The sequence below is a fragment of the Burkholderia reimsis genome, from assembly GCF_003294055.1.
In the GTDB taxonomy this organism is placed as follows: Bacteria; Pseudomonadota; Gammaproteobacteria; order Burkholderiales; family Burkholderiaceae; genus Burkholderia; species Burkholderia cepacia.
Window position 1 is genome coordinate 74,804 of the sequence record NZ_QMFZ01000023.1, and the last position, 25,171, is coordinate 99,974.

Consider the following 25,171-nt stretch of genomic DNA (forward strand, 5'->3'; position numbering starts at 1 on the left):
CGTCCGGCCCCCGCATGGCGGGGGCTTTTCATTTTCCGGGGACGGAACAATACGGTTCGGGCTGGCCGCGAACAGGGATGCCGGTGCATACTCACGGAAGCATCGTTTCCCAGTCTTTTCATGTCCGATTTCCCCCGTCCGTCCGATCCGGCCAGCGAACAGCCGCTCGTTTTCGTCGACCTTGAAACCACGGGCGGCTCGCCCGCCGAACATCGCATCACCGAAATCGGCGTGGTCGAAATCGGCCCGCTCGGCGTGTCGACGTGGACGACGCTCGTCAATCCAGGGCAGTCGATTCCGCCGTTCATCCAGCAACTGACGGGTATTTCGGACGAGATGGTGCGCGACGCGCCGTCGTTCGCATCGCTGGCGCCGGCCTTGTTCGAGCGGCTCGACGGCAAGCTTTTCGTCGCGCACAACGCAAGCTTCGACCGAGGTTTCCTGCGGGCCGAATTCGAGCGCGCCGGGTTCGCGTTCAATCCCGACGTGCTGTGTACGGTGCGGCTGTCGCGTGCGCTGTTCCCGCGTGAAACGCGGCACGGGCTCGACGCGTTGATCGAGCGCCACGGCCTCATGCCGGCAGCACGCCACCGGGCGCTGGCGGATGCCGATCTCCTGTGGCAGTTCTGGCGCCAGTTGCACGACATCGTGCCGCTCGAGCGGCTGCGCGATCAGATCGCGCGCACGACGCGCCACTTCCGTCTGGGTGGCGACCTGACCGAAGCCTGGCTCGATACCGCGCCGGCCGGGTGCGGCGCGTACGCACTGTTCGGGGAGGGCGACGCGCCACTGTACGTCGGCCGCAGCGTACGCGTGCGGCAGCGGCTGCGCGCGTTGTTGACGGGAGAGCGTCGGTCGTCGAAGGAAATGCGGCTTGCGCAGCAGGTGCGGCGCGTTGAATGGCGCGAGACGGGTAACGAACTGGGGGCGATGCTCGCGGAAGCGCAATGGATCGCCGGGCTGCGTCCGTCGTACAACCGGCGCCCTGCGGCCGACACGGCCCGTGTCGGCAACGCACCCTGGCCGTTCGAAGGCGCCGTGGCGTTCGAGGCGAGCGGCGAGCGCCGCCTGTTTCATGTGATCGATGGCTGGCGCTATCTCGGCGTCGCGGAATCGCTCGACGCGGCCGCGCAGCTCGCGGCCGACGGGGCGGCCGGCGCGTTCGAACCCTTCACCCACCGCCTGCTGCAGACGCATCTCGCGCGCGGCCTGCAACTGATTCCGCTCGCCGCGTTCATGCCCGCGGGCCAGGCGGGTTGACCCGGCGCGACCGTCGTATCAGCCGATCGCGCTTGCGCCGCCGGCCGAGCAGACGTGCGACAGCGCGGTGTCGAGCGCCTGCGTCTGCGTGGAGTCGTAGCGCGTGAGCGTCTTCCAGTTCGCGATGCTGCGCGCGAGCCGCGCCTGACAATCAGGCGCATCGCGCAGCGGCGCGACCTGCGTGAGCCCCGTGAGCATTTTCTGCGTCAGCCGGTCGAGCGCCGGGCGCGTGCTGGTCGCGAGATCGGGAGGCGTGCCTTCCGGCGGCCGCGTCGCGCGCCAGGTTGCGAACAGGGCGTTCTGCACATCCTTGCTCGCGGCGATCTGATCCTCGAAGAACGTCCGCGCGAACGCGGGATCGACGCCGGCCTGTGCCGCGCGCTTCCCGACCGATTCGAGCAGCGCCGCTTCGCGCGGCCGGTCCTCGATTGCCTTGTGATTTGCCCATTTCCATCGAGCCACCGGCTCAGCGAGCGCGAGGCGCTGCGACGCGAGCGCGACGATATTGGTGAGGGCGGTGTCGTCGCCGTCCGCAACGGCGATGCGCGGGGACGAAAAGAGGGCGACGCCGAGCGCGGCGACAGCGACGCTGGCACGAATGACTTGCTTCATCGGAACGATCGGGAGAGCCGGGCGGGCCGGACGTGGAAAACCAGAAGGATAGACGAAGACAGTCGCGCGGCGTAGCGACGCGACAGAGGAATCAGCAGGCGAGCTGATCCGGCACCGTCAGGCTGTTGCGGCCCGGGTGCGAGGCGAGTTGCGCGCGATGCGCAATGATGAACCGCACGATAGCGATGATCGACACGTGGCGGTTATAGAACCGAACAGGCGTTCACTTCGGCGAGTACAGCTTGTGCTGCTCGTCGAAGAATGCCCGTACGTGGTCGGGCAATTCGGCGAGGAATTCCACGCCGACGGGTTCCGGATCCGGGCTCATCACTTGCTCGGGCGGTGGCATGCGAGTTGGTCTTTCGTCCATGGTCGTTTCTCCAGCAGGTTCGATGATTATCATCCTCGCGCTTGGATTTATGCCAGTGGCGAATCGTTAGATTTTGTCTCTGTTGTATTAACGGCACATGCGCTCGGACGCGCGCTGCGATGCCGACTATCGAGTCGTGCGGAATCGGCAACAATCGGGCCGCTTGTTATACTTGCGCGCACTTTTTCCTGGACCGCGATGAAACGAACGACGCGATGGATCGGCCTCGTATGGCTGGCGCTGGTATTGAACGTACTGTCGCCCGTCGTCGGCTATGCGCGTCTCGCCTCGAGCGGCTCCGGCGAGCTCACCCTCGAGTTGTGCAGTGCAGCGGGTGCCCGTCAGATCGTGCTCGCGCAGGCCGGCGGCGACCACGATGCGCCGTCGTTCGACCATGCCGGCGTGCCGCACTGCGTGTACTGCCCCGGCTTCGCGGCGAACGTGGCGCTCGGTACGAGCCTGCCCGCGCTGCCGGGTTTCGTGCGGACGTTTGCCTACCGCGCGGCAGCCCCCGTCATTCCCGATTGCCCCGGCAAGGGTATCCGTCTCGCGCAGCCTCGCGCGCCGCCTGAACACGCTCCGATCTGATTGATGTCGTCCGCGCGCCCCGGTGGCGCGCGTGCCGCTCGCGGCCGGGCCGCGTGCCGCGCCGTCCGTGCGCGGTGCGCGTGCTCGTGTCCGGCGGCGTTCGATCACGTTTTCAGGAATCCCTTCATGTCCTCCTCCTTCGCCGCGCGGCCGTCGCGCGGGCGGCTCGCGCTCGCATGCGCGGCCGCGTTCGCATGGCCTGTCGCCCATGCGGCTTCAACTGACGATACGCGTGTCGACACTGCCCGCCGTGGTGTCGAGCGTCCCGCCGATACCGTCGCGCCGGCATCCACCGCCGCAACCGTTTCGCCGGTGCCGGCCGGCAGTACGCTGACCGCGGTCAGCGTGACCGCGCAGCGGCAACCGCTCGATCCGGATACGCCGGCCGTCGTCACATCGATCACGCGCGAGCAGATCGAATCGCATACCAACGTCACCACCGAGGACGCGCTCAAGTACGCACCGAACCTGATGGTCCGCAAGCGCTATATCGGCGACCGCAACAGCGTGTTCGCCGGTCGCGACTTCAACGAACTGCAGAGCGCGCGCGGGCTCGTCTACGCCGACGGCGTGCTGCTGTCGAACCTGCTCGGATCGAGCTACGCGTACCCGCCGCGCTGGTCGCTGATTCCGCCTGACGATATCGCGCGCGTCGACGTGCTCTATGGCCCGTTTTCCGCGCTGTACCCGGGCAACTCGATCGGCTCGACCGTGCTGCTCACGACGCGCCGGCCAGAAAAGCTCGAGGCGTCGCTGTCGAGCCAGTTCTTTACGCAGCGCTACCACGACGGCTACGGATTCGCGGACAGCTTCGGCGGCAATCACCAGACCGCGCGGATCGCGAACCGCGTCGAGCGGTTCTGGTTCGCGCTGTCGCTTGACCGGCTCGAGAACAACGGTCAGCCGATGCAATATGCGAGCCCCAATTCGGTGTACAACCCGAAGCTCGGCGCCGCCGTGCCCGTGAGCGGCGCCGCGACCGACATCGGGCCCAACGGCAAGCCGCGGACGATCGTCGGCGCGCAGACGATCGAGCGGACCGAACAGCTCAACGAGACGATCCGGATGGGCTACGCGTTCACCGACCACGTCGACGCGACGCTCACGCTCGGGCATTGGGAGAACCATTACCGGCAGCACGGCGAAACCTTCCTGCGCGATGCGGCCGGCAATCCGGTCTACGGCGGCAACGTGTCGATCGGTGGCCGGAACATGACCGTTGCGCCGAATGCGTTCGCGCCGCAGCGCGGCGACCAGGAGAACTGGCTGTACGCGCTCGGGCTGAACGGCCGGCTCGATTCAGGCTGGCGCCTGTCGGGCGTCGTGTCCGCGTACGACGTGTCGCGCGACGTGCAGCGCTCGGCGTCGACCGTGCAGGGCGGGGCAGGCACGCTGTTCCAGGGAGACGGTACCGGCTGGCGCACGTTCGACCTGAAGGCCGAGGCGCCGGAAGTGAAGGGCCATACGTTCACGTTCGGCTATCACTACGACAACTACTTCCTGCGCAACGTCACGTACAACACGGCCGACTGGCTGGCCGGGCCGACCACGTCGCTCGCGAGCACCTATCGGGGCGACACGCGCACGCAGGCGCTGTTCGGGCAGGATGCGTGGCGCTTCGCACCGGGCTGGCTCGCGACGCTGGGGCTGCGCTACGAACGCTGGGATGCGTACGGCGGCGCGCTCGGTAACGCGAGCGGCACGCTCGGTTACGCGGATCGCAGCGCGAATGCACTGTCGCCGAAAGTCGCGTTGCAATGGGATGCGACCGACGTCTGGCGCTTCCGGCTGTCGTTCGCGACGGGCACGCGTTACCCGACGGTCGGCGAACTGTTCCAGGGCACGATCTCGAACAACGCAATCGTCAACAACAACCCGAACCTGCGGCCGGAAAAGGCGATCGACTGGGACTTCACGGCCGAACGCGACGTGGGTGTCGGCGTCGTGCGTGCCAGCGTGTTCCAGAGCGATCTGCGCGATTCGATCTACACCCAGACGACTGTGTCGGGTGCGACGACGGTGACCAACATCTCGAACGTCGATCGCGTGCGCGTGCGCGGTGTCGAACTCGCGTTCAGCGGCGAGAACGTCGGGCTGCGCGGCCTCGGTCTCGACGCGAACGTGTCGGCGAGCAACGCGCAGATCCTCGCCGATGCCGCGAATCCCGCGTACGTCGGCTCGCGCTTTCCGCGTATTCCGCGCATGCGTGCAAACCTGCTCGCGTCGTATCGCTTCGACGAACACTGGCTCGCGAGCGTCGGTGTGCGCTATTCGGGCCGCCAGTTCAACACGCTCGACAACAGCGACGTGAACCCGGACGTCTACGGCGGCACGAGCTCGTTCACGATCGTCGACCTGAAGGCGCGTTACCGCTTCGACCGTCACTGGACCGCGTCGGTCGGCATCGACAACCTGACGGACCGCCGCTACTACGTGTTCCATCCATATCCGGGCCGTACTTTCTATGGAGAACTGAAATGGTCGCTGTGAAGTCGCTCGCGGCAGCCGGCGCGTTGTGGTGCGCGTTGCTGTCGACTGCCGGTGCGCACGACACCCACGACGTGCCGAAGGCCGCCGATTCGCGTGCCGTGCACATGAGCATGCAGGCCGCGCCCGCGCAGCACAAGCAGCCGCTCGCGACGGGGGTGGCATTCGACACGCATCACCGGCTGTGGGTCGCGTGGGTCGAAGGCGCGCATGTCGTCGTCGCGCATTCCGACGACGCAGGCCGCACGTTGTCCGCACCTGTCACCGTCGACGCGATGCCGGAGCCGATCTGCACGAGCGCCGAGAATCGCCCGAAGATCGCGACGAGTCGGGACGTGCAGCTCGCGATGGATGTGTACGACGACAACGGCCCGACGATCTCCCGGGCACTCGCGCAGATGAATCCGCCACCGCAGGTCGCGTAGTACGCGAACACCGAGCCGATGCCCGAGCGGCTGCGCGCGGCGCTCGATGCGGGATGGAGAGGGGAGATGCCGCGCACCGTTTGGATCGTGCGCGATGGCGCACGCGAAGCGCGCAGCGGTTTGCTGACGGCCGACGTGCTCGACGGCGGGTTGCAGCGCGTCACGCGCTGAACGGGCCAGTGGCGCGCGGCGAACGGGCCGCGCGCCGGCCTGATGCGAAAACGCGCCCGAAGGCGCGTGGAGAGAAGCGTCAGGCCGCTCGCTTGAATAGCCGGATCACGAACAGCAGGATTACCGCACCGACGACCGCGACGATCACCGATCCGATGAAACCGCTGCCGATGCTGATGCCGAGCAGCCCGGCGAGCCAGCCGCCGATCACTGCGCCGACGATCCCGACGATGATGTCGACGATCAGCCCGAAGCCGCCGCCCTTGACGAGCAAGCCGGCAAGCCAGCCGGCGATCGCGCCGATGATGAGCCACATAATCAAGCCATGAGTCATGGTGATCCTCTCCTTGTGTTGTATCGAATGACCGGACGTCGGCTGTGTCGCCGCAAGCTGAATGAAGGCGGCATTGCGACCCGCCGCGCCGCCCACGCAATGTAACGCGATAGACGGGTCGGAATCGTTAAGTAATGTTATGCACCCTTAACGGGATTTTCCAGGGAATTCGTCTGCATACGACGAGGCTGGCGCACGGGCGATGCGCGGCGAAATGAATCTGTAAGGAATGGCCGCCGGTGAAACCGGTCGGCCGTGAGCGTCACCGTCCGGGCGTCGGAGCCTGCATGTTCGCGGCGGGCAAGCCGTCGCTTGCGTCGGCAATCAGCCGTGCGACGGTCGCGGTGTCGCCGATCGCCTCGATCGACAGCAGTGCGAAGCGGGCGAGAAAGAGCGACGCATCGGCTTCACCGATCCGCGTCATCGTGCGGCACAGGTCGGTGTAGAGGGTGTCGCGTTCGGTATCCGTCATCATGTGGTCTCCTGAGGATCGGTCGATGCGCAAGGATGGAGTGCGCGTTCGAGTGCGGCGGCCACGTCGCCGGCGCGCGCGTCGTGCCAGCGGCCGAGTACGTGACCGTCCGGACGCACGAGATAGACGGTACCGTCGCGCGCGCCGTACATGTCGAACAGCCGGCCGTCGACGTCATGGCCGCCGCAGGCCGGTTGCCGTGGTGCCGCATGCCGCGCGAGCGTGACGAGCGCGAACGGCATCCGCGCAGCCTGCAGGCGGCGTTCGAGATCGGCCAGCGTCGCATCGGGCACGCCGTCCGCGGTGAAGCAGAACGCGGTGAAGCGCGGAGCGACGAGGTCGGTCAGATGGCCGCGGCGCACGTCGCTGCCGTGTGCCGTGTACAGCATCAGCGGGCATTCGGCGAGCACCGTGCCGGGCGCGGGGCCGGCCGAAAACGTGTCGCGTTCGGCCGCGTTGAGCGGCGACGTCGCATACGCGATGGCCGTCGTCTGGCGCGGATTGATCAGCGAACGCAGTGCGGGATGGCGGACCGCGAGCGACAGCACGGCCTTGCGCATCAGTTCGAACGCGAATGACGGCGGCGCCATGAACTCGGTGCTCTTGGTGCCGTAGCGGAGGTTCTCGTGCGTCGCGAACACGCGTTCGTCCGAGTAGCTGTCGAGCAACGTGTCCGATGCGAGCCCGCGCGTCACGTACGCGAGTTTCCATGCCAGGTTGTCGGCATCGTCGATGCCCGAGTTCGCGCCGCGCACGCCGAAGATCGGCACGAGGTGCGCGGCGTCGCCGCAGAACAGCACGCGCCCGTGCCGATAGCGTTCGAGTGTCAGTGCGTTCGCCTTGTAGATCGTGATCCAGATCGGCGACCAGTCGCCGCGCTCGCCCATCATGTCGAGCAGGTTCTGCACGCGCGGGATCACGTTCTCCGGTTTTACGGCGGCTTCGGCATCCTCATCGTCGCGCAACTGATAGTCGATCCGCCACACGTTGTCGGGCTGCTTGTGAACGAGCACCGTCGAGCCCGGATTCGACGACGGGTCGAAGTACGCCAGTCGTTCGGTCGGCCGGTCGCTGTCGAGCGCGATGTCGACGATCACGTAGCGGCCCTCGTAGCTCGTGCCCTGGAGCGACAGGCCGAGCGCGTCGCGCATCGTGCTGCGCCCGCCGTCGCACGCGACGACCCGGTCTGCGTCGAGTGCGTAGCCGCCGAGCGGCGTGTCGACGTCGAGGCGCACGCCGTCCGGTTGCGGGGTCACGCCGGTGACTCTCGTCTGCCAGCGGATCTCGATGAGTTCGCGGCGGCGCAGCGCGGCATCGAGCAGGAACTGCTCGATGTGATACTGCGCGAGATTCACCATCGGCGGCAGCTTCTGGTTTTCGTCCTGCGGCATCGTGAAATGCAGCACTTCGTCGCGACGGTAGAAGCTGCGCCCGCCGGTCCACGGCAGCCCCTTGCGCAGGAAGTCGTCGAGTGCACCGAGCCGCTCGATGATCTCGAGGCTGCGCCGCGAGATGCAGATGGCGCGGCTGCCGTGGCAGGCTGCGTCGTCGGCCTCGATCAGCACGCTGCGGATGCCGTGGTTCGCGAGGCCGAGCGCGACGGCCAGGCCGACGGGGCCGCCACCGACGATCGCAACGCGATGCCGGTGCGTATCGATACCGTCGTCGCAGGCCGGCAGATGCGCGGGATGGCGCTCGGCGACGAACGGGTAGGGCTTGAAGTCGATATCCATCGTTGGCTTCCAGGGGAGTCCGGTTCGACGTGCGCGCATCGACGCAAAGATGCGCGCAACAGGTCGAGACAGTATGGAAGCCGGTCGTGCGTCGGTTGTCCCCAATTCGGGTACAGCGAGGGGCTCAACGCAGGCCGCGACGTTTCACGGCTGCATGCACAGCGCAAACAGCTCGCGCTGGCTCGAGATGCCGAGGCGCCGGTATGCGCGCTTCTGGTAGGTGACGACGCTCGATGCCTTCACGCCGATCGTCTCGCCGATCTCGTGCGCGGTCTGGCCGTCGAGTACGCCACGCAGCACGTCGAGCTCGCGCTTGGACAAATCGGGGCATGCATGGCGCAGTCGCGCGAGCATCCGTTGCGGGATACCGATCTGCGCCGCACCGGCGAGCGCGTAGTGATGCCTTGCGGCCTGCGCGATCAGCGGCGCGAGCGCTTCGATCGCGGCGATCTCGCGCGGCTGGAATGCGCCGCTGCGATGCGCGCGGTACAGGTTGATCGACAGCCACGTTGCATCGCCGGGCTGCATCAGCAGCGCCAGCCGGTCGGATACGTCGGGGCCGCGGTAGCACGCGGCACGATACGCTTCGTGATCGATCTCGTCGCCGGCCTGCTGGTGCAGCAGCAGATCGTGGCGGCGTGTGCCGCGATGGGCGGTCGACACGATCTGCTGGTTGCCGTCGAGTGCGTAGAAATGTCGTGCGTAGGTGTCGGCGAGGTCGCGCAGGTAGCGGCCTCCGCGATGATCGGCGACCGACATCGTGCGCGGGCGATTGCCGAACTCGTACGCGAAGATCGTGCACTGCGTGATGGACAGCGCGTCGTCGAACAGCTTCAGGATTTCGGCCGCGAATGCGTTCGGCTCGTTGCCGCCGATCGCGGCGACGAGGCGCGTCGCGCGGGACACGTCCAGCTGCGCGGCGAGATTCGCTCGCTCGAGACGCCAGGTGCGCATGAAGAAGGGGGCGAGGGTGGAGTGTCCGGCGATTGTAGTCGTCGGCGCGTGATGCGGGAGTCCGGGGATGCCCGCAAGCGGACTGGGTGAGGCGAGACCGCGGGCGCACGATTTCGGCGCCGGAAAAGAGAAAAGGCCTGACAAGCGATGCTTGTCAGGCCTTTGTGTCTTGGTGCCGGAGATAGGAGTCGAACCTACGACCTTCGCATTACGAATGCGCTGCTCTACCAACTGAGCTACACCGGCAGCAGAGAAATGAAATTATATGGTGATTTCCGGGATCTTGGCAATAGGTTTTGCGAAATTTTTTCAGCTTGCTGCCGCTGCTTCGCGAAACCCTCGATCCGGCGGACTTCCCGCTTTCACTTCACTGTGATGCGACCGGTCAGGGCCACATCAAGAGGCGCGATTGTACTTGCGCATCGCACCTCCGTCTAGTGCTGCAGTGCAATTATTTTGCTTCGTCGTGATAGCCGGTCACGCGCTCGACTTCGTTCTTCGAGCCAAGGAACACGGGCACGCGCTGGTGCAGGCCGGTCGGCTGGACTTCCATGATGCGCTGCGTGCCCGTCGTCGCGGCGCCGCCCGCTTGTTCGACGATGAAGGACATCGGGTTCGCTTCGTACATCAGGCGCAGCTTGCCCGGACGATCGGGCGTGCGCTTGTCGGCCGGGTACATGAAGATGCCGCCGCGGTTCAGGATCCGGTGCACGTCGGCGACCATCGAGGCGATCCAGCGCATGTTGAAGTTGTCGCCGCGCGGGCCGTCCTTGCCGGCGTTCAGTTCGTCGACGTAGCGCTTGACCGGGTCGTACCAGTGGCGCGCGTTCGATGCGTTGATCGCGTATTCGCGCGTGTCGGCCGGGATCTGCATGTTGCTCTGCGTGAGCACCCACGAGCCGACTTCGCGGTCGAGCGTGAAGCAGTTCACGCCGTTGCCGGTCGTCAGCACGAACACCGTCTGCGGGCCGTACACGGCGTAGCCGGCCGCGACCTGCTGCGTGCCCGGCTGAAGGAACGATTCCTCGGTTGCCTGCTTGCCGTCCGGGCAGCGCAGCACCGAGAAGATCGTGCCGATCGACACGTTCACGTCGATGTTCGACGAACCGTCGAGCGGGTCGAACACGAGCAGGTATTCGCCGCGCGGGTAGTTCGCCGGGATCGGGAAGAAGGTTTCCATTTCTTCCGATGCCATCGCGGCGAGGTTGCCGCCCCATTCGTTCGCGTCGAGCAGGATCTCGTTCGACAGGATGTCGAGCTTCTTCTGCACTTCGCCCTGGACGTTCTCGCTGCCGGCGGTGCCGAGCGCCTCGCCGAGCGCGCCCTTCGACACGTTGTAGCTGATCGCCTTGCACGCGCGTGCGACGACTTCGATCAGCAGGCGCAGGTCGGCAGGGAGGTTGTTGGTCTCACGTTGCTGTTCGATCAGGAACTTCGACAGCGTGGTGCGGCGGGCAATGGACATGACAGACTCCAGAAGGCCAAAGAATCCTTGAATGGCCGCAATTTTACCCGTCGCGCCTCCCGTGCCGCCGGCTTTTTTCGTCCGGTTACATGGCCGGGCGGCCGGATCGGCCCGGTTTCCGGCGGCGACGACGCGCGGGACGCGCCATGCAGCGGGCGCGGTCAGACCCCGCGACTGCGTCCGGGGCCGGCAGTATTCGCGCAATAAAAAGCCGGTGCCGCCACTGGCGGCACCGGCTGTTTCGCGTGTGAGCGATGCGGAGGATTGCGTTACGCGAGCGCCTTCTCGACGATCTCGCGCACGTCGCGCGATTTCGCGCCGGCGGCGACCTGCTCGAGCGCTTCGCGCATCCGGTCGCGCAGCGCGGGCGTGAAGCGGCGCCACAGTTCGAGCGAGCGGGCGAGGCGCGCCGCGACCTGCGGGTTGATCGCGTCGAGCGCGAGCACCTGTTCGGCCCAGAATGCATAACCCGAGCCGTCCGCCGCGTGGAATTGCGCGGGGTTGGCCGCGCAGAAGCTGAAGATCAGCGAGCGTGCGCGATTCGGATTCTTCAGGTTGAACGCGGGGTGCGCGAGCAGCTTGCGAACCTTCGCGAGCGTCGGCTGCGCGGGCGTACCGCGTTGGGCGGCCTGCATCGCGAACCATTTGTCGATCACGAGCGCTTCCTTCTCGAAGCGGCGGTAGAAATCGTCGAGCGCGTGCTCGGCCGGTTCGTTCGCGCCGGCGGCAGCGGCGGACAGCAGCGCGCCGAGTGCGGCCGCGCGATCGGTCATGTTGTTCGCCGCGTCGTATTGCGCGGTCGCGAGGCGCACGGCATCGGCCGGATCCTCGAGTTCGGCGAGATACGCGAGCGAGAGATTCTTCAGCGCGCGGCGGCCGGAAGCCTCGGGCGTCGGTTCGTAGGCGCCGGGCGTCTGGTGCTGCTCGTATGCGGCGAGCCAGTCGGCGCGCAGTGCGGTGGCGAGCTGGCGGCGCACGAACTGGCGCGCGCGATGCACGGCGGCCGGATCGGCTTCAGCCATCTGGTCGGCGAGGTAGGTTTCCGACGGCAGCGTCAGCGCGAGTTCGCGGAACGCGGGCGACAGCGTCGCGTCGGTCAGCACGCGGCGGAAGGCGGCAACGAAGTTCTCGCCGAGCGTGAGCGGCTCGTTCGCGGCGGCACGCGAGGCGAGCGTCAGCAGCGCGCGCGTCGCGAGGCGCTGGCCGGCTTCCCAGCGGTTGAACGGATCGCTGTCGTGCGCGAGCAGGAACGCGAGGTCGTCGTCGCTGTAGTCGTACTCGACGATCACCGGCGACGAGAAGTTGCGCAGCAGCGACGGCAGCGGTTGTTCCGGCACGTCGACGAACGTGAAGGTCTGTTCGGTGTCGGTGAAGTCGAGCACGCGCGTCGTGCCCGCCGCGGCGGCTTCGCCGTCGAGGCGCAGCGGCAGGTCGCGGCCGTCGCGGCCGATCAGGCCGATCGCGAACGGGATCAGCAGCGGGCCTTGCTGCGTTTCGCGCGCGGCCGGCGACGCGTCGCCGTAGCCCTGCGCGAGCGTGACGGTATAACGACGCGCGGCCGCGTCGTACGCGGTGCGCACCGACACGCGCGGCGTGCCGGCCTGGCTGTACCAGCGCTCGAACTGCGCGAGGTCACGCCCGTTCGCGTCGGCCATCGCGTGGCGGAAGTCGTCGCAGGTCACGGCGTGCCCGTCGTGGCGCTTGAAATACAGGTCCATCCCCTTGCGGAAGCCGTCGCGGCCGAACAGCGTCTGGTACATCCGCACGACTTCCGAGCCTTTCTCGTAGACGGTCATCGTGTAGAAGTTGTTGATCTCGACGTAGCTCTCCGGGCGCACCGGGTGCGCCATCGGGCCGGCATCCTCGGCGAACTGCAACTGGCGCAGCACCCGCACGTCCTCGATGCGCTTGACCGCGCGGGCCGCCGATTCGATGGCATCGCCCGCGGCCATGTCGGCCGAGAATTCCTGGTCGCGGAACACCGTCAGCCCTTCCTTCAGGCTCAGCTGGAACCAGTCGCGGCAGGTCACGCGGTTGCCGGTCCAGTTGTGGAAGTACTCGTGGCCGACCACCGACTCGATGTTCGCGAAGTCGGTGTCGGTCGCGGTCTCGGGGTTCGCCAGCACGTACTTCGTGTTGAAGATGTTGAGCCCCTTGTTTTCCATCGCGCCCATGTTGAAGTCGCCGACCGCGACGATCATGAAGCGGTCGAGATCGAGCTCGAGGCCGAAGCGCTTTTCGTCCCAGCGGATCGAATGGATCAGCGAATCCATCGCGTGACGCGTCTTGTCGAGATCGGCCGGCTCGACCCACACCTGCAGCAGCTTTTCCTTGCCCGAGCCGGTCGTGATCTTCTCCTCGATCGCGACGAGCTTGCCGGCGACCAGTGCGAACAGGTAGCTCGGCTTGCGGAACGGGTCTTCCCACTTCGCGAAGTGGCGGCCGTCGGGCAGGTCGCCGGAATCGACGAGGTTGCCGTTCGACAGCAGCACCGGATAGGCGGCCTTGTCGGCGCGCAGCGTCACCGTGTACGACGCCATGACGTCCGGGCGATCGAGGAAGTAGGTGATACGGCGAAAGCCTTCGGCTTCGCACTGCGTGAAGAAGTTGCCGCTCGATACATAGAGACCCGACAGCGTCGTATTCTGGTCGGGCGCGCATGCGCTTTCGAGCGTCAGCTCGAATGCATCGGGGACGTTCTCGACGGTCAGCCCGTGCTCGTGCGCGCGCACGGCGCCATGCGGCGCGCCGTCCAGCCGTGCGCCGACGAATTCGAGCGCTTCGCCCATCAGCTCCAGGTGCGGCGCGGGCGCGGCGTCCGGGTTGCGGCGCACGCGCATCGTATTCCTGACGATCGTACGGGCCGGCGAGAGATCGAATTCGAGCGCAACGGTATCGATGAGAAAGGCCGGCGGCGTGTAGTCGGCGCGGCGGATCACGGTGGAGGAAGCGTTGTCGGACATGGTCGTCGAGATCGGTGGTGTGGGGGACGGGCCCGTGGCACGGGCCGGGCGAACCGGGCCATTGTACAAAGGCTTGCGGCTGCGTGCCGGGCGAACTTTTTACCGGTTCCGGGAGTCCGCGTATTATCGGCATCCCGTTACGGTTCGCGCGGTGCGACGAACGGGTGACGGATCGAAGAGGATCAACATGAAACGCGAATGGATTCAACGCGGTGCGGGCTGGGCGGCGGTGCTGTGCGTGGCGCTGCTGACCGGCTGCACCAGCTACGTGACGACCCAGGTCACGGCCTTCTCCGACTGGAGCGGCAGCGACGCGACACGCACCTATGCGTTCACCCGCACCGATGCGCAGAAGAACAGCATCGAGCAGTCGACTTACGAGCCGATCGTCGCGAACGAGCTGTCCACGTATGCGTTCCGGCAGGTGCCGCAGGCGCAGGCGCGGTATCTCGTCGGGCTGACCTATGCGGTCGGCAGCGATCTCGTGACGGTGCCGCAGCCCGTCTATTACGATCCGTGGTTCGTCGGGCCGGGGCCGTACTGGCGGCGCGGGCCATGGGGCCCGTGGGGGCCCTGGGGGCCGATGCCGGCCGGTTATGTCGCGCAGACGTACCAGGTGTTCGACTACACGCTCGGCATCCGCATCACCGAGCGCGCGACGGGCAAGGAGGTCTACAACGTGTCCGCGCGCACGACCGGCGACAACGGCACGCTGCTGTACGCGATGCCGTTCCTCGCGCGCAGCGCGCTCGCCGATTTCCCGCTGTCGAACGGCGCGGTCCGCTCGGTCCGGCTGCCGGTCGACAAGCGCGGCGGCCCGGCGGCACCGGCCGCCAACGAGCGCGCGGTGCCGGCTGCGCCCGCTTCGGGCGCCGCCGCCAAGTAACGCGGCATCAGCCTCGGCGCGGCCGTCCGGCCGCGCCTGCCGTTTTCTTCCCCGTCAGACCCCGACGCCCAGCAGCGCCAGCGCGCCGAGCACGACGAACAGCACGGCCGCGATGCCGTGCACCAGCTTCGTCGGGAGGCGGTGCGCGAAGCGGTCGCCGAGCAGGATCGCAGGCACGTTCGCGAGCATCATCCCGAACGTCGTGCCGGCCACGACACCGATGTAGTCCTGGAAGCGCGCGGCCAGCGCGACGGTCGCGATCTGCGTCTTGTCGCCCATTTCCGCGAGGAAGAACGCGACGAGGGTCGCGCCGAACACGCCGAGCCGCGAACGGTTGGCATTGGCCTCGTCGGCGTCGAGCTTGTCCGGCACGAGGATCCACAACCCCATCGCGATGAACGAGAACGCGAGCGCCCAGCGCATGATCGACGGCGTGACCAGCGCGCCGAGCCATTCGCCGAGCGCGCCGGCGAAACCGTGGTTCACGAGCGTCGCGACGAGCACGCCGAGAATGATCGGCACCGGCTTGCGATAGCGCGCGGCCAGGACGAGGGAAAGCAATTGGGTCTTGTCGCCGATTTCAGCGAGGGCGACGGCGCCGGTGGAGATCAGGAAGGCTTGGGACACGTATGGGGTTCCACGGGCCGGTGTTGTGCGTGCGAGCGACGATCCACGGCGCGCCGGGCCCTGATGCGGCGCACTGTGAACCATCGGTCTCGCCAGGCCTAGGTGGCTGCGCCCGCCATGGCCGCAAGGCCAAGTCTGTTGACGGACGCCTCCGTCACGATGCGCGCCGGGGGCGCGGGACATCGAGCGGAGCGGCTACTCCCCAATGAGCGGCGAATTCTAGCACGGCGTGTCGCGCGCGGGAAAGCGGTCGAGCGGCGCGGTGCCTGGCGCTCGGCAAGCTCCGGCTGTACGGCTGTACGGCTGTACGGCGGTACGGCTGTACGGCTGTACGGCAGGCGGGCAGGCGGGCAGGGCAGACGCCCGCGCCTGCCGGGACACCCCCCGGAACGCCGTTACGCGGCGGGGCGGCGCGCCGCCCCGCGCTCGTGGACGAGTTTGCCGGCCGCATAGGTGCGGTACACCGCGCGGTCGTCGCCGAGCAGCGCGAACGCGAACAGCAGTTCCTCGAGCGAATCCGCGCGCTTCGTGCGGCGCGCGAGCAGCGGCGTGGCCTGCGGATCGAGCACGACGAAGTCGGCCTCGGTGCGCGGCTTGAGCGTGCCGACCGTGTCGGCGAGGTCGAGCGCCTGCGCGGCGCCGGCCGTCGCGAGCCAGAACATCCGGGTCGCGGTCAGGTGGTGGCCCGACAGCCGCGCGACCTTGTGCGCTTCGTTCATCGTCTGCAGCATCGAGAACGACGTGCCGCCGCCGACGTCGGTCGCGAGCGTGACGGGCACGTCGTATTCACCGGCCTTGTCGAAATCGAACAGCCCGCTGCCGAGGAAGAAGTTCGACGTCGGGCAGTGCGCGACGACGGTGCGCGTCTCGGCCATCCGGCGGCGGTCCTCGTCGTCGAGGTGGATGCAGTGGCCGTACACCGCGCGCGGGCGCAGCAGCCCGTAGCGGTCGTAGATGTCGAGATAGCTGCGATGGCCGGGGAACAGCTCGGCCACCCATTTCACCTCGTCGACGTTCTCCGCGACGTGGCTCTGTACGAACACGTCCGGATGGCGGCGCGCGAGTTCGCCGCACGCCTCGAGCTGCGCTTCGGTCGACGTCGGCGCGAAACGCGGCGTGAGCGCGTACATCTGGCGGCCCTTGCCGTGCCAGCGGCCGATCAGCTCGGCACTGTCGTCGTAACCGGATTGCGCGGTATCGCGCAGGAATTCGGGGCAGTTGCGATCCATCAGCACCTTGCCCGCGATCATCCGCAGGTCGCGTGCGTCGCTCGCCGCGAACAGCGCATCGGCCGACTGCTTGTGCACCGTGCAGTAGACGAGCGCGCTCGTCGTGCCGCAGGCGAGCAGTTCGTCGACGAAGAAGTCGGCCACCTCGCGCGCATGCTCGGGATCGCCGAACTGGCGCTCGGTCGGGAACGTGTACTTGTCCAGCCACGGCAGCAGGCCCGGTGCCGGCGACGCGATCATGTCCGTCTGCGGATAGTGGATGTGCGTGTCGATGAAGCCGGGCACGATCAGCTTGTCGCGCAGGTCATGGACGATCGCGTCGCGCGCGAGCGTCGCGGCGAGCTGCGCGTACGGGCCGGCCGCGACGACTTTGCCGTCGTCGACGATCAGGAGGCCGTCGGTCTCGTAGTTCGCGGCCTGGCTCGATTGCGCCGGGTCGCCGTTGAAAGTCAGCAGCTGGGAACGGAAAGCGGTTTGCGTCATGACGAATGGTCCTGCATCAAGGTAAGGCGAACAGAAGAAAGCGATCGACGCCGGAGGGCGGCGGGACGGCGCTTCGCGAGCGGTAGCGGCACGCTGTATGCGGCACGACCGGAGGCGGTTGCGCGGGCGGACGTGGCGGCCGAAGCCGCCGGCGAGTGGTTGCCGGCGGGCCTCGCAGCCGCTGCGTTCGCGACCGGTGCGGCGGCGACCGCAGCGGCGACCGCAGCGGCAAACCGCGACGGCAAGCACGGGCGGGCGACGACGAATGGCGCGCTCGCCGCGCGGGCACGCACGCGACCGTTCCGGCGCGACGCCGGGCCGGTGGTTGCGAAGCGGATGCCGTTGCCGTGTTTCATCTGTCTGGCGTTCCTCGATGCGGGCCGTCAGGCGGCCTGCCAGTACGCGTCGAGGCGCGCGTACAGTGCGTCGCGCTGCGCCGGTTCGATGAACGATGCTTCGAAGCCGTTGCGGATCACCGCATGGACTTCGGCATCCGTGAGTTGCAGCCCTTCGGCCGTCGCGAAGTAGTTTTCATTGACGTAGCCGCCGAAATAGGCCGGATCGTCGGAGTTGATCGTCACCGCGACGCCGCGATCGAGCAGCGCCTTCAGCGTGTGTTTCGCCATGTCGTCGAACACGCACAGCTTGAGGTTCGACAGCGGGCAGACGGTCAGTGCAGTGCGCGTCCTGGCGAGACGCTCGACCAGGGCCGCGTCCTCGATGCTGCGCACGCCGTGGTCGATCCGGTCGACCTTCAGCACGTCGAGCGCCTCGTAGATGTATGCGGGCGGGCCTTCCTCGCCGGCATGTGCGACGAGCTTCAGCCCGAGCGCGCGTGCCTTGTCGAACACGCGCGCGAACTTCGTCGGCGGATGGCCGAGTTCGGACGAATCGAGGCCCACGCCGATCAGGCGATGACGATAGCGCTCGAACAGCGGCAGCGCGGAATCGAACGTCGCGAGCGCGTCCTCTTCGGACAGGTGGCGCAGGAAGCACAGAATCAGCTTGCTCGACAGCCCGCGCTGCTCGTAATCGGCGAGTGCGCGCTCGATGCCCGCGACTACCGTCTCGATCGGCACGCCGCGTTCGGTGTGCGTTTGCGGATCGAAGAACAGTTCGGTGTGGACGACGTTGTCGGCGAGCGCGCGTTCGCAGTACGCGGCCGTCATGTCGTAGAAATCCTGCTCGGTCAGCAGCACGCTCGCGCCTGCGTAATAGATGTCGAGGAACGACTGCAGGTCGGTGAACGCATAGGCGGCGCGCAACGCGTCGATCGAGTCGTATGCGAGCTTCACGCCGTTGCGCTGCGCGAGCGCGAAGATCAGCTCGGGCTCGAGCGAGCCTTCGATGTGGATGTGCAGCTCCGCTTTCGGCGCGCGGGCAATCTTGTCCTTGAATGTCGGGGTCATGGCGTCGTTCTTGGTCGGTCAGTAGGTAGGGGAAGCCTGCGCGGCCGCGTTCGCTTCGACGGCCTGCAGCAATTGCGCAGCCACCGAGATCGCGATCACTTCGGGTGCCTTGTCGATGATGCCTTCGACACCGATCGGGCAGCGCATCCGCGCGACCTGGGCCGGGTCGATGCCGATCGCCGCGAGGCGATGATCGAACTGCACGCGCTTGGCGTGCGAGCCGGTCATCCCGAAGTATGCATAGTCGCCGCGTCGCAGGATGCGCTCGGCCAGCACGAAATCGAGTGCGTGGTCGTGCGTCATCACGACGAAGTAGGACTGCGGCGGCGCCGTGTCGACGGCGTCGGCCGGGGCAGCGGCCGCCTCGATCGCGAGGTTGCCGATGCCGGCGAGCGCGTCGGCCGGCGGGAACACCGCGTCGGGCCCGTCGATCCAGCGCACGTGGCACGGCAGCGTCGCCAGTACCTTCACGAGCGCGGTGCCGATGTGCCCGGCGCCGAACAGCACGACGGGGAACGCATACGGCGCGATCGTTTCGGTCATCAGCGACACGCCGCCGGTTTCCCACAGCAGGCAGTCGGCACGCGCGGCTTCCGATTCGGGCTCGCTCAACAGCGGCGCGCCCGGCGAGGGGCCGAATGATACGCTACGCACGGTCGCGGCGCCGGCCGCGACACGCTTCGCGATCGACATGATCCAGCCGAGATCGCCGACGTCGAGCCGCTCGAACGCGAGCACCACGGCGCCGCCGCAGCACTGGCCGAGGCTCGGGCCGAGCGCGAGCCGTTCGAGCCGGCGCGCGTGCGGCACATGCGCGCCGTCCTTCAGCAGATGCCGCGCGATCTCGATCGCCTTCCATTCCAGATGACCGCCGCCGATCGTATGGCGGGCCGTGTCGCGCGTGACGAGCATCTTGGTGCCGGCTTCGCGCGGGGCGGAACCGTCGGTGTGCGCGACCGTCACGAGCACGGCCGCTTCGCCGTGCGCGAGCAGTTGCTGCAGATCGCCGAGCCAGGCTTCCATCAGCACACCCCGCGCGAAACAACGCGGCACGACACGCGGCGCGGGCTGGCGAGCGTGGCGGCAACGATGACGGACGGGAGCGGGGCGGGCCGGCCGCACGGCGAATGCGGTGCGGCGGCGGTGCTGGGACGGTGCGCGCGGACGGCACCGCCGGATGCGCGGACGCCATGAGGATGACGGATGCGGATGGTTTGCGTTGTCATGATGAATCCAGTCGACATTGCGGATCGGGCGCGCGTTACGCAGGGGTGGTGAGACCGCCTGGCCTCGCGCACGTAGATCGCCATCCAGTCCCGAAGATAGCACCGCACGGCGACGGGAACATCGCGGGGCGCTGATCCGGGCTATCAGGAGGCGATCATGTCGATCATAGGCCCGCCGCTCGGGATCGGGGCGCCGATGCGTGCACATCGGGCCAAAACGCAGGCGTGGCGGGGCTGGGCGCGGAAGTCGCGCGATGCGCGTTCGCCCGGCTATCCGGGCGGCGGCGAAGTAGGTGTTTACGCGGGGCTGCCCAGGTACGGCCGGTCAGGGGCGACCGGCCGGGCCGGTTCGGCGGGTGCTCCGGTGCCGGGCTTGCCGGCCGGCGGCGTGCGGCCCGGGTGAGCGGGCCGCGCGCGGGCCGGTGCGAAACCGGCCGGTCAGGCCGCGAGCTTGCGGCGATGGCGCCAGAGGCTCGCGACGACGGCAACCAGGATCGCGGCGAAGCCGATCAGGGCCCAGCCGGGCAGAAGGATGCCGAGGATCGGCGGGTAGACGGTCTCGCACAGCCCGGCGACCTTGAACATGCCGGGGAACCACTGCGCGGGCGGCAGGCTGTCGACGATCGGCTGCAACGTGTCGAAGCCGCAGCTGAAGCCCGGATTCATCTGGATCGACAGATGCCGGGCGGCCGTGCCGACGCCGCCGGCGGCGGCGACCGCGATCAGCAGCTCGAGCACCCAGATGCCGCGCCAGTTGCGGATCCCGGCGGCCAGGAACGCGAAGATCCCGATCGCGCAGAAGAAGTAGCGCTGGATGATGCACAGCGGGCAGGGGTCTTCGTTCTTCACGTACTGCAGGTAGAGCGCACCGGCCAGCAGGGCGATGCACACCCAGCCGAGCAGCATCAGCAGGCGGCGTTCGCGGCGGATTGCGAGCGTGTAGTCGTTCATGTCGGCGGGGTTCCTCGTGGGGTCGGTCCGGAAAACAATCGCGCGATTTTAGCGCGAACGGTCTGGCACGAAACTGACAGCGCGCGTGCGGCAACCTGCCGCACCGCGCGTCCTGTCCGCCGGCGCTCGGCTGGCTGCGTTCAGCGGATCGTATTGAGCACGGCCTCGACGGCCTGGCCGATCGCGAGCAGCGCGTCGTCGCGATGCGGTGCGGCCGCGAGCATCAGGCCGACCGGCGCCGCGTCGCGCGGATGGCAGGGCAGCGACAGCGCGCACGCGTCGAGGAAGTTGAACGCGCTCGGGTTGCGCAGGATCAGCGCGTTGGTGCGCGTGAACGCGGCGTCGTCCGTTTCGAGGTCGGCGATGCGCGGCGGCACGACCGGCACCGTCGGCGCGACGAGCGCATCGAAGCGCGCCCAGACCGTGTGCGCGGCTTCGTCGAGCATCGCCGTGCGCGCGGCGAGCAGGTCGAGATAGTCGGCCGCGCTCGCGGGTTCGCCCTTCAGGATGCGCGTGAGTACGCGCGGATCGTACTGGTCGCGGTGCCGCGCGAGCAGCGGGCGATGCCATGCGTAGGCCTCGATCGGCGAGAAGCCGAAGCGGTTGACGTCCGGCAGCCGGTCGAGCGCCGGGAACCGCACTTCCGTGACGATCGCGCCGGCGGCTTCGAGATGCTTGAGCGCGGCGTCGAGCGCGGCCGCGACGTCGGCATCGACACCGTCCGTCACGTAGTTCGTCAGCACGCCGAGCCGTACGCCCTCGAGAGGCCGGGCGGCCGGCACGTGCGGTTCGAGGCCCGCGAGCATCCGGTCGACGAGCGCGCAGCAGGCGACCGTCAGGCCGATCGGGCCGAACGAGTCGAGCGTCGTCGACAGCGGTACGCCGCCTTGTGTCGGGATCCGGCTCGCGGTCGGCTTGAATCCCGTCAGCCCGCACAGTGCGGCCGGAATGCGGATCGAGCCGCCCGTGTCGGTGCCGAGCGCGACGGCGGCCATCCCGTCGGCGACGGACGCGGCCGCGCCGGACGACGAGCCGCCGGAAATCCGTGCGTCGCCCGGCACGTCGCGGTGGTACGGCGAGCGCGGGTGGCCGAAGTGCGGATTCAGCCCGAGCCCCGAGAACGCGAACTCGCTCATGTTGGTGCGGCCGACCAGCACCGCGCCCGCCCGCTTGAGCCGAGCGACGGCGACCGCATCGGTGCGCGCGGCCGGCGCGCCGTCGAGCACGCGCGAACCCGCGCGCGTCACCTGGCCCGCGACGTCGAACAGGTCCTTGACCGACACGGGAATGCCCGCGAGCGGCGACAGCACGGTGCCCGCGGCGCGCAGCCGGTCGTGCGCGTCGGCGGCCGCACGCGCGTTGTCGGCATCGACTTCGGTGAAGACGACCGCACCCTGGCCCGACGGATCGGCGATCCGGTCGAGCGCGGTGTCGACGAGCGCGCGGCTCGTGGTCCGGCCGGCGGCGAGGTCGGCGGCGAGCTGGGCGAGCGGGGGAAAGGGCGTGAAAGTGGTCATGGCGGCTCAGGGGCGAAGATGTTGAAGAAGCGTGGAGCGGAACGAGTCGATATGGTTTTCGACGGCCGCGCGTGCGCCGGCGGCGTCGCGCGCGGACAGCCGGTCGAACAGTTCGCGATGTTCGTGCTGGACGTCGGCGAGATGGTGGGGTTCGGACAGCGTGACGAACCAGAAGCGCAGCGAACGTTCGTGCAGCGCGCGCAGGATGTCGGCGAGAACCGCATTGCGCGCGGCTGCGGCAATCGACTGGTGGAACGCGCGGTCGAGTTCCATCATGCCCTCGACGTCGTGCGTGTCGACGCACGCCTGTCCTTCGTCGAGCAGCGCGGCCAGGCGCGCGAGATCGTCGGGCGTCGCGTGGCGCGCGGCGAGTTCCGCGCAGTGCGCTTCGTTGATGCGCCGCACGTCGATCACCGCGACGATGTCGTCGAGCGACAGCGGCTGCACCATCAATCCCTTGCGCGGCATCACGGACAGCAGCCCTTCGAGCACGAGCCGATGCACGGCCTGATGCACCGGCGTGCGGCCGATCCCGGTGCGGGCGACGAGGTCGGCTTCGTTGAGCGCGGCGCCGGGCTTCAGGCGCATCGTGATGATGTCGCGCTGGATGAGTGCGTACGCGCGGTCGGCGAGGCTGGCCACCGGTGCGGCGGGGCGGTCGCGGGTGACGTCGGTCAGGGCATTCATGCGGGGTGCGGCGCGGCGGCCGGACGGGGCGCGATCATGGCGCGGGCGATCGGGAAGCGTGGACGATGCCTGGATATTATTGTGATATATCACTGGTGTCCAGTACCGGCGGCGGTGCACCGGCTTGCCGGCGCGAGGGACGGGGCGCTTGCCGGCGCAGTTTGCCGCCGACTTGCAACAATATCGACAGGATGTTGCAGGTTTGCCGCGCGATCGTGCGCTGAAGCATAATGAATCCTCGTTTATCCATACGCGTGAGCGACGTACCAGACCATCGTCATGAGCGAAAACACGCCTTCCCCGGCCGGTCTGCCCGGCACCTCCTCCGTTTCTTCCGATTCCCCCCGTACCGATCCGGCGAAAGCGCCCGATGCGCCGGCAGCCCAGGCCGCCGCGCAGAACGTCGCCGCGGACGGCACGTCGCCGGTCACGGCGGCGTCCGAGCCGGGTGCGCCCGGTGCAACGGGCGCCGCCGTCGATGGCGCTGTTGCCGCGCCGCCGAAGCATGGCGCGCCGCCGCCGGGGTTCGGCGCGCAGCCCGACTTCGACACGCCGCGGCCGCCGCCGGCGAGCGCGCAGAATGCGCCGCCGGCCTACCTGAAGCAGAGCGACACGCCGTGGTCGGTGTTCGGCCGGATCGTGGCCGCGCGCGCGCGCCGGCTGTTCGATCGCGCCGGCCAGCGCATCACGCAGCGCACGCTGCGCATCGGCGTGTCGGCGCGGATCTTCCATCCGGAACCGGGTGCGAAGGGGCTGCGGGGCAAGACGCTGCAGTATCTCGAGGAATCGATCGCGCACTGGGTGATGTCGCGCGACGTGCTCGTGTTCATGATTCCGACCGTCGGCCACCAGGGCATGATTCACCCGAGCAACATCCGCCTGCGCGACTACGCGAAGCATCTCGACGGGCTGCTGCTGCAGGGCGGCGCCGACGTGTCGCCGCAAACCTACGCCGCGTCCGACGCCCGCCCCGAATGGCCGGGCGATCGCGTGCGCGACATGTACGAACTCGAGCTGCTGCACGAGTTCGTCGAATCCGGCAAACCCGTCCTCGGCGTGTGCCGCGGCTGCCAGCTGATCAACGTCGCGTTCGGCGGCTCGCTGTACCAGGACATCGCCACCGACGTGCCGACCGCGAATGCGCACGTGAGCGAGCATTACGACCAGCATCGACACGCGATCCGCTTTCCCGATTCGTCGACGCTCGCGAGCATGTTTCCCGGGCGCAGCGAGGCGATCGTCAACTCGATTCACCATCAGGCGATCCGCGATCTCGGCCGCGATCTGAACATCGAGGCCGTGTCGGCGGGCGACGGGATCATCGAAGGCATCCGTCATCGGCGTTCGCCGTTCGTCGTCGGCGTGCAGTGGCACCCCGAGTTTCATCGCGCGGGCGGCTCGGAGCTGCTCGACTGCACGCCGCTGCTCGATGCATTCCTGCGCGCGGCGCGCGAAACCCGCCTGTAGCCAGCTACTTTTTTCGCGTCGTACGAAGGCCGGCCGCATCCCGATAAATTCGAGATGCGGCCGTTTCGTTTTGAACGATAATCGCGAGTTCCGATTCGTTCGCCGGAGTTCGACGTTGGTTTTCCGAAATTTTTCCCCTGCACGATGCGCAACGTGGATCGTTGCGCTGGCTGCCTGCACGCAAGCGGGCACGGCCTGGTCCGCCGACGCGACCGCGCCGGCCGCCGGTACGCGCCCGGCGGTCACGAGCCTGCGCGGTGACGCGGTGGCGTCCACCGCGGTGGCGACGGATGCATCCGCGCAAGGCAACGTCGCCGAGCTGACGCAGATGCTGCACGATGGCCGGATCGTCGAAATGCGCACGACGTACAACGGCAGCTACGGTGCGAGCCTGATGTTCGATCCGCGCGAGATGACGTACTACGTCGCGCTGTTCCAGGACAAGCACCTGTGGCGTGTGATCCGGTCGCAGGAGAAGAGCCGCGCGGAGATGGTGTACGCGAACTTCGTTCAGCAGACCATACAACTCGCCGATATCGAGATCCGTCGTACCGAGCTGGAGGCGCAGAAAGCGTTTCTCGAGCGTGTGATCGCGCTGCAGGCGAACCGCGCGCAGCAGTTGCAGGCCGACCTGAGCGTTGCGCGTAGCCAGCAGGCCGAAGTCGCGCAACGGCAGCGTTCGGCGCAGGAGCAGGCACAGGCGCTGCAGGTCGAGAAGCGGGCCGCGCAGATGCAGTTGCGTGATCTGCAGGAGCAGGTGCGGCAACTCGAGAAGCAGACCGAGACGGGGCTGCCGGCACACAAGTAACGATTCGTCAGACGGACGGAGAGAGACGGGCAAAACCCGGCGAAGCT

General features: G+C 68.0%; 22 protein-coding genes, 1 tRNA gene, 2 pseudogenes and 1 riboswitch. Of the genes and pseudogenes, 8 read left to right on the top strand and 17 right to left on the bottom strand.

Annotated elements, in window-relative coordinates:
* The first annotated feature begins 120 nt into the window (after window positions 1-120).
* Window positions 121-1,260 (top strand): exonuclease domain-containing protein, encoded by a 1,140-nt coding sequence (locus DPV79_RS24775; protein WP_113046705.1) that lies wholly within the window; start codon window positions 121-123, stop codon window positions 1,258-1,260.
* An 18-nt stretch (window positions 1,261-1,278) separates the two neighbouring features.
* On the opposite strand, the gene DPV79_RS24780 is transcribed toward DPV79_RS24775, so the two are convergent.
* Both DPV79_RS24780 and DPV79_RS42755 read right to left on the bottom strand, forming a co-directional pair.
* Window positions 1,279-1,872 (bottom strand): chorismate mutase, encoded by a 594-nt coding sequence (locus DPV79_RS24780; protein WP_060219496.1) that lies wholly within the window; start codon window positions 1,870-1,872, stop codon window positions 1,279-1,281.
* 223 nt (window positions 1,873-2,095) lie between these two features.
* The gene (locus DPV79_RS42755) at window positions 2,096-2,242 is read right to left on the bottom strand and encodes a hypothetical protein (protein WP_006756195.1); all 147 of its coding nucleotides are present in this window, start codon (window positions 2,240-2,242) and stop codon (window positions 2,096-2,098) included.
* Window positions 2,243-2,440: 198 nt separating this feature from the next.
* On the opposite strand from DPV79_RS42755, the gene DPV79_RS24790 reads away from it, so the two are divergent.
* The 4 genes and pseudogenes from DPV79_RS24790 to DPV79_RS24805 all read left to right on the top strand — a co-directional run.
* Entirely contained in the window at window positions 2,441-2,830 is a 390-nt protein-coding gene (locus DPV79_RS24790) for a DUF2946 domain-containing protein (RefSeq protein ID WP_060073658.1), read from the top strand.
* A 126-nt stretch (window positions 2,831-2,956) separates the two neighbouring features.
* Window positions 2,957-5,320: a TonB-dependent receptor gene (locus tag DPV79_RS24795; RefSeq protein WP_113046707.1), complete on the top strand. Its 2,364-nt coding sequence runs from the start codon at window positions 2,957-2,959 to the stop codon at window positions 5,318-5,320.
* Window positions 5,308-5,652, top strand: a pseudogene (locus tag DPV79_RS24800) (exo-alpha-sialidase); the annotation flags it as partial. The gene DPV79_RS24795 and the pseudogene DPV79_RS24800, both read left to right, overlap by 13 nt.
* Window positions 5,650-5,913: pseudogene (locus tag DPV79_RS24805) on the top strand (TlpA family protein disulfide reductase); the annotation flags it as partial. The pseudogenes DPV79_RS24800 and DPV79_RS24805, both read left to right, overlap by 3 nt.
* A gap of 79 nt (window positions 5,914-5,992) precedes the next feature.
* Here the strand turns inward: DPV79_RS24805 and DPV79_RS24810 are convergent.
* From DPV79_RS24810 to pepN, 7 genes are all read right to left on the bottom strand, one after another.
* Window positions 5,993-6,247, bottom strand: coding sequence for a GlsB/YeaQ/YmgE family stress response membrane protein (locus DPV79_RS24810; protein ID WP_027788093.1), 255 nt, complete (start codon window positions 6,245-6,247; stop codon window positions 5,993-5,995).
* Window positions 6,248-6,509: 262 nt separating this feature from the next.
* On the bottom strand, window positions 6,510-6,722 hold the full coding sequence (locus DPV79_RS24815; protein WP_021163939.1) for a hypothetical protein: 213 nt from the start codon (window positions 6,720-6,722) through the stop codon (window positions 6,510-6,512).
* Window positions 6,719-8,452 carry an FAD-dependent oxidoreductase gene (locus DPV79_RS24820; protein ID WP_113046708.1) on the bottom strand — a complete coding sequence of 578 codons (1,734 nt, stop codon included), beginning with the start codon at window positions 8,450-8,452 and terminating at the stop codon, window positions 6,719-6,721. The genes DPV79_RS24815 and DPV79_RS24820 overlap by 4 nt, the downstream gene beginning before the upstream one ends.
* A gap of 144 nt (window positions 8,453-8,596) precedes the next feature.
* On the bottom strand, window positions 8,597-9,406 hold the full coding sequence (locus DPV79_RS24825; RefSeq protein WP_060372282.1) for a helix-turn-helix transcriptional regulator: 810 nt from the start codon (window positions 9,404-9,406) through the stop codon (window positions 8,597-8,599).
* Window positions 9,407-9,576: 170 nt separating this feature from the next.
* Window positions 9,577-9,652, bottom strand: a tRNA-Thr gene (locus tag DPV79_RS24830).
* Window positions 9,653-9,857: 205 nt separating this feature from the next.
* Window positions 9,858-10,871, bottom strand: coding sequence for a class 1 fructose-bisphosphatase (locus DPV79_RS24835; RefSeq protein ID WP_006485729.1), 1,014 nt, complete (start codon window positions 10,869-10,871; stop codon window positions 9,858-9,860).
* Between the two features lie 269 nt (window positions 10,872-11,140).
* The gene (gene pepN, locus DPV79_RS24840; protein ID WP_113046709.1) at window positions 11,141-13,834 is read right to left on the bottom strand and encodes an aminopeptidase N; all 2,694 of its coding nucleotides are present in this window, start codon (window positions 13,832-13,834) and stop codon (window positions 11,141-11,143) included.
* A gap of 187 nt (window positions 13,835-14,021) precedes the next feature.
* Between pepN and DPV79_RS24845 the strand changes: the two genes are divergently transcribed.
* Window positions 14,022-14,720: a DUF4136 domain-containing protein gene (locus tag DPV79_RS24845; protein WP_059685575.1), complete on the top strand. Its 699-nt coding sequence runs from the start codon at window positions 14,022-14,024 to the stop codon at window positions 14,718-14,720.
* Window positions 14,721-14,774: 54 nt separating this feature from the next.
* On the opposite strand, the gene DPV79_RS24850 is transcribed toward DPV79_RS24845, so the two are convergent.
* From DPV79_RS24850 to DPV79_RS24895, 8 genes are all read right to left on the bottom strand, one after another.
* Complete coding sequence (locus DPV79_RS24850; RefSeq protein WP_021163944.1) at window positions 14,775-15,347, bottom strand: TMEM165/GDT1 family protein; 573 nt, start codon at window positions 15,345-15,347, stop codon at window positions 14,775-14,777.
* A gap of 78 nt (window positions 15,348-15,425) precedes the next feature.
* Window positions 15,426-15,563, bottom strand: a riboswitch (yybP-ykoY riboswitch).
* 179 nt (window positions 15,564-15,742) lie between these two features.
* Window positions 15,743-17,059: a guanine deaminase gene (gene guaD, locus DPV79_RS24860; protein ID WP_059685573.1), complete on the bottom strand. Its 1,317-nt coding sequence runs from the start codon at window positions 17,057-17,059 to the stop codon at window positions 15,743-15,745.
* Entirely contained in the window at window positions 17,056-17,415 is a 360-nt protein-coding gene (locus DPV79_RS24865) for a hypothetical protein (protein WP_113046710.1), read from the bottom strand. Before DPV79_RS24865 ends, guaD begins: the two co-directional genes overlap by 4 nt.
* A gap of 27 nt (window positions 17,416-17,442) precedes the next feature.
* Window positions 17,443-18,468, bottom strand: a complete 1,026-nt coding sequence (locus DPV79_RS24870; RefSeq protein ID WP_113046711.1) for an adenosine deaminase — start codon at window positions 18,466-18,468, stop codon at window positions 17,443-17,445.
* Window positions 18,469-18,486: 18 nt separating this feature from the next.
* The gene (xdhC, locus tag DPV79_RS24875; protein WP_113046712.1) at window positions 18,487-19,491 is read right to left on the bottom strand and encodes a xanthine dehydrogenase accessory protein XdhC; all 1,005 of its coding nucleotides are present in this window, start codon (window positions 19,489-19,491) and stop codon (window positions 18,487-18,489) included.
* A 641-nt stretch (window positions 19,492-20,132) separates the two neighbouring features.
* Window positions 20,133-20,645, bottom strand: coding sequence for a disulfide bond formation protein B (locus DPV79_RS24885; protein WP_059590207.1), 513 nt, complete (start codon window positions 20,643-20,645; stop codon window positions 20,133-20,135).
* 140 nt (window positions 20,646-20,785) lie between these two features.
* Entirely contained in the window at window positions 20,786-22,162 is a 1,377-nt protein-coding gene (locus DPV79_RS24890; RefSeq protein ID WP_027788083.1) for an amidase, read from the bottom strand.
* Window positions 22,163-22,168: 6 nt separating this feature from the next.
* Window positions 22,169-22,849 carry a GntR family transcriptional regulator gene (locus tag DPV79_RS24895; RefSeq protein ID WP_113046714.1) on the bottom strand — a complete coding sequence of 227 codons (681 nt, stop codon included), beginning with the start codon at window positions 22,847-22,849 and terminating at the stop codon, window positions 22,169-22,171.
* A gap of 279 nt (window positions 22,850-23,128) precedes the next feature.
* Between DPV79_RS24895 and DPV79_RS24905 the strand changes: the two genes are divergently transcribed.
* The gene (locus DPV79_RS24905) at window positions 23,129-24,316 is read left to right on the top strand and encodes a gamma-glutamyl-gamma-aminobutyrate hydrolase family protein (protein ID WP_113046715.1); all 1,188 of its coding nucleotides are present in this window, start codon (window positions 23,129-23,131) and stop codon (window positions 24,314-24,316) included.
* Between the two features lie 115 nt (window positions 24,317-24,431).
* Window positions 24,432-25,124, top strand: coding sequence for a DUF2968 domain-containing protein (locus DPV79_RS24910; protein WP_113046716.1), 693 nt, complete (start codon window positions 24,432-24,434; stop codon window positions 25,122-25,124).
* The last annotated feature ends 47 nt before the right edge of the window (window positions 25,125-25,171 follow it).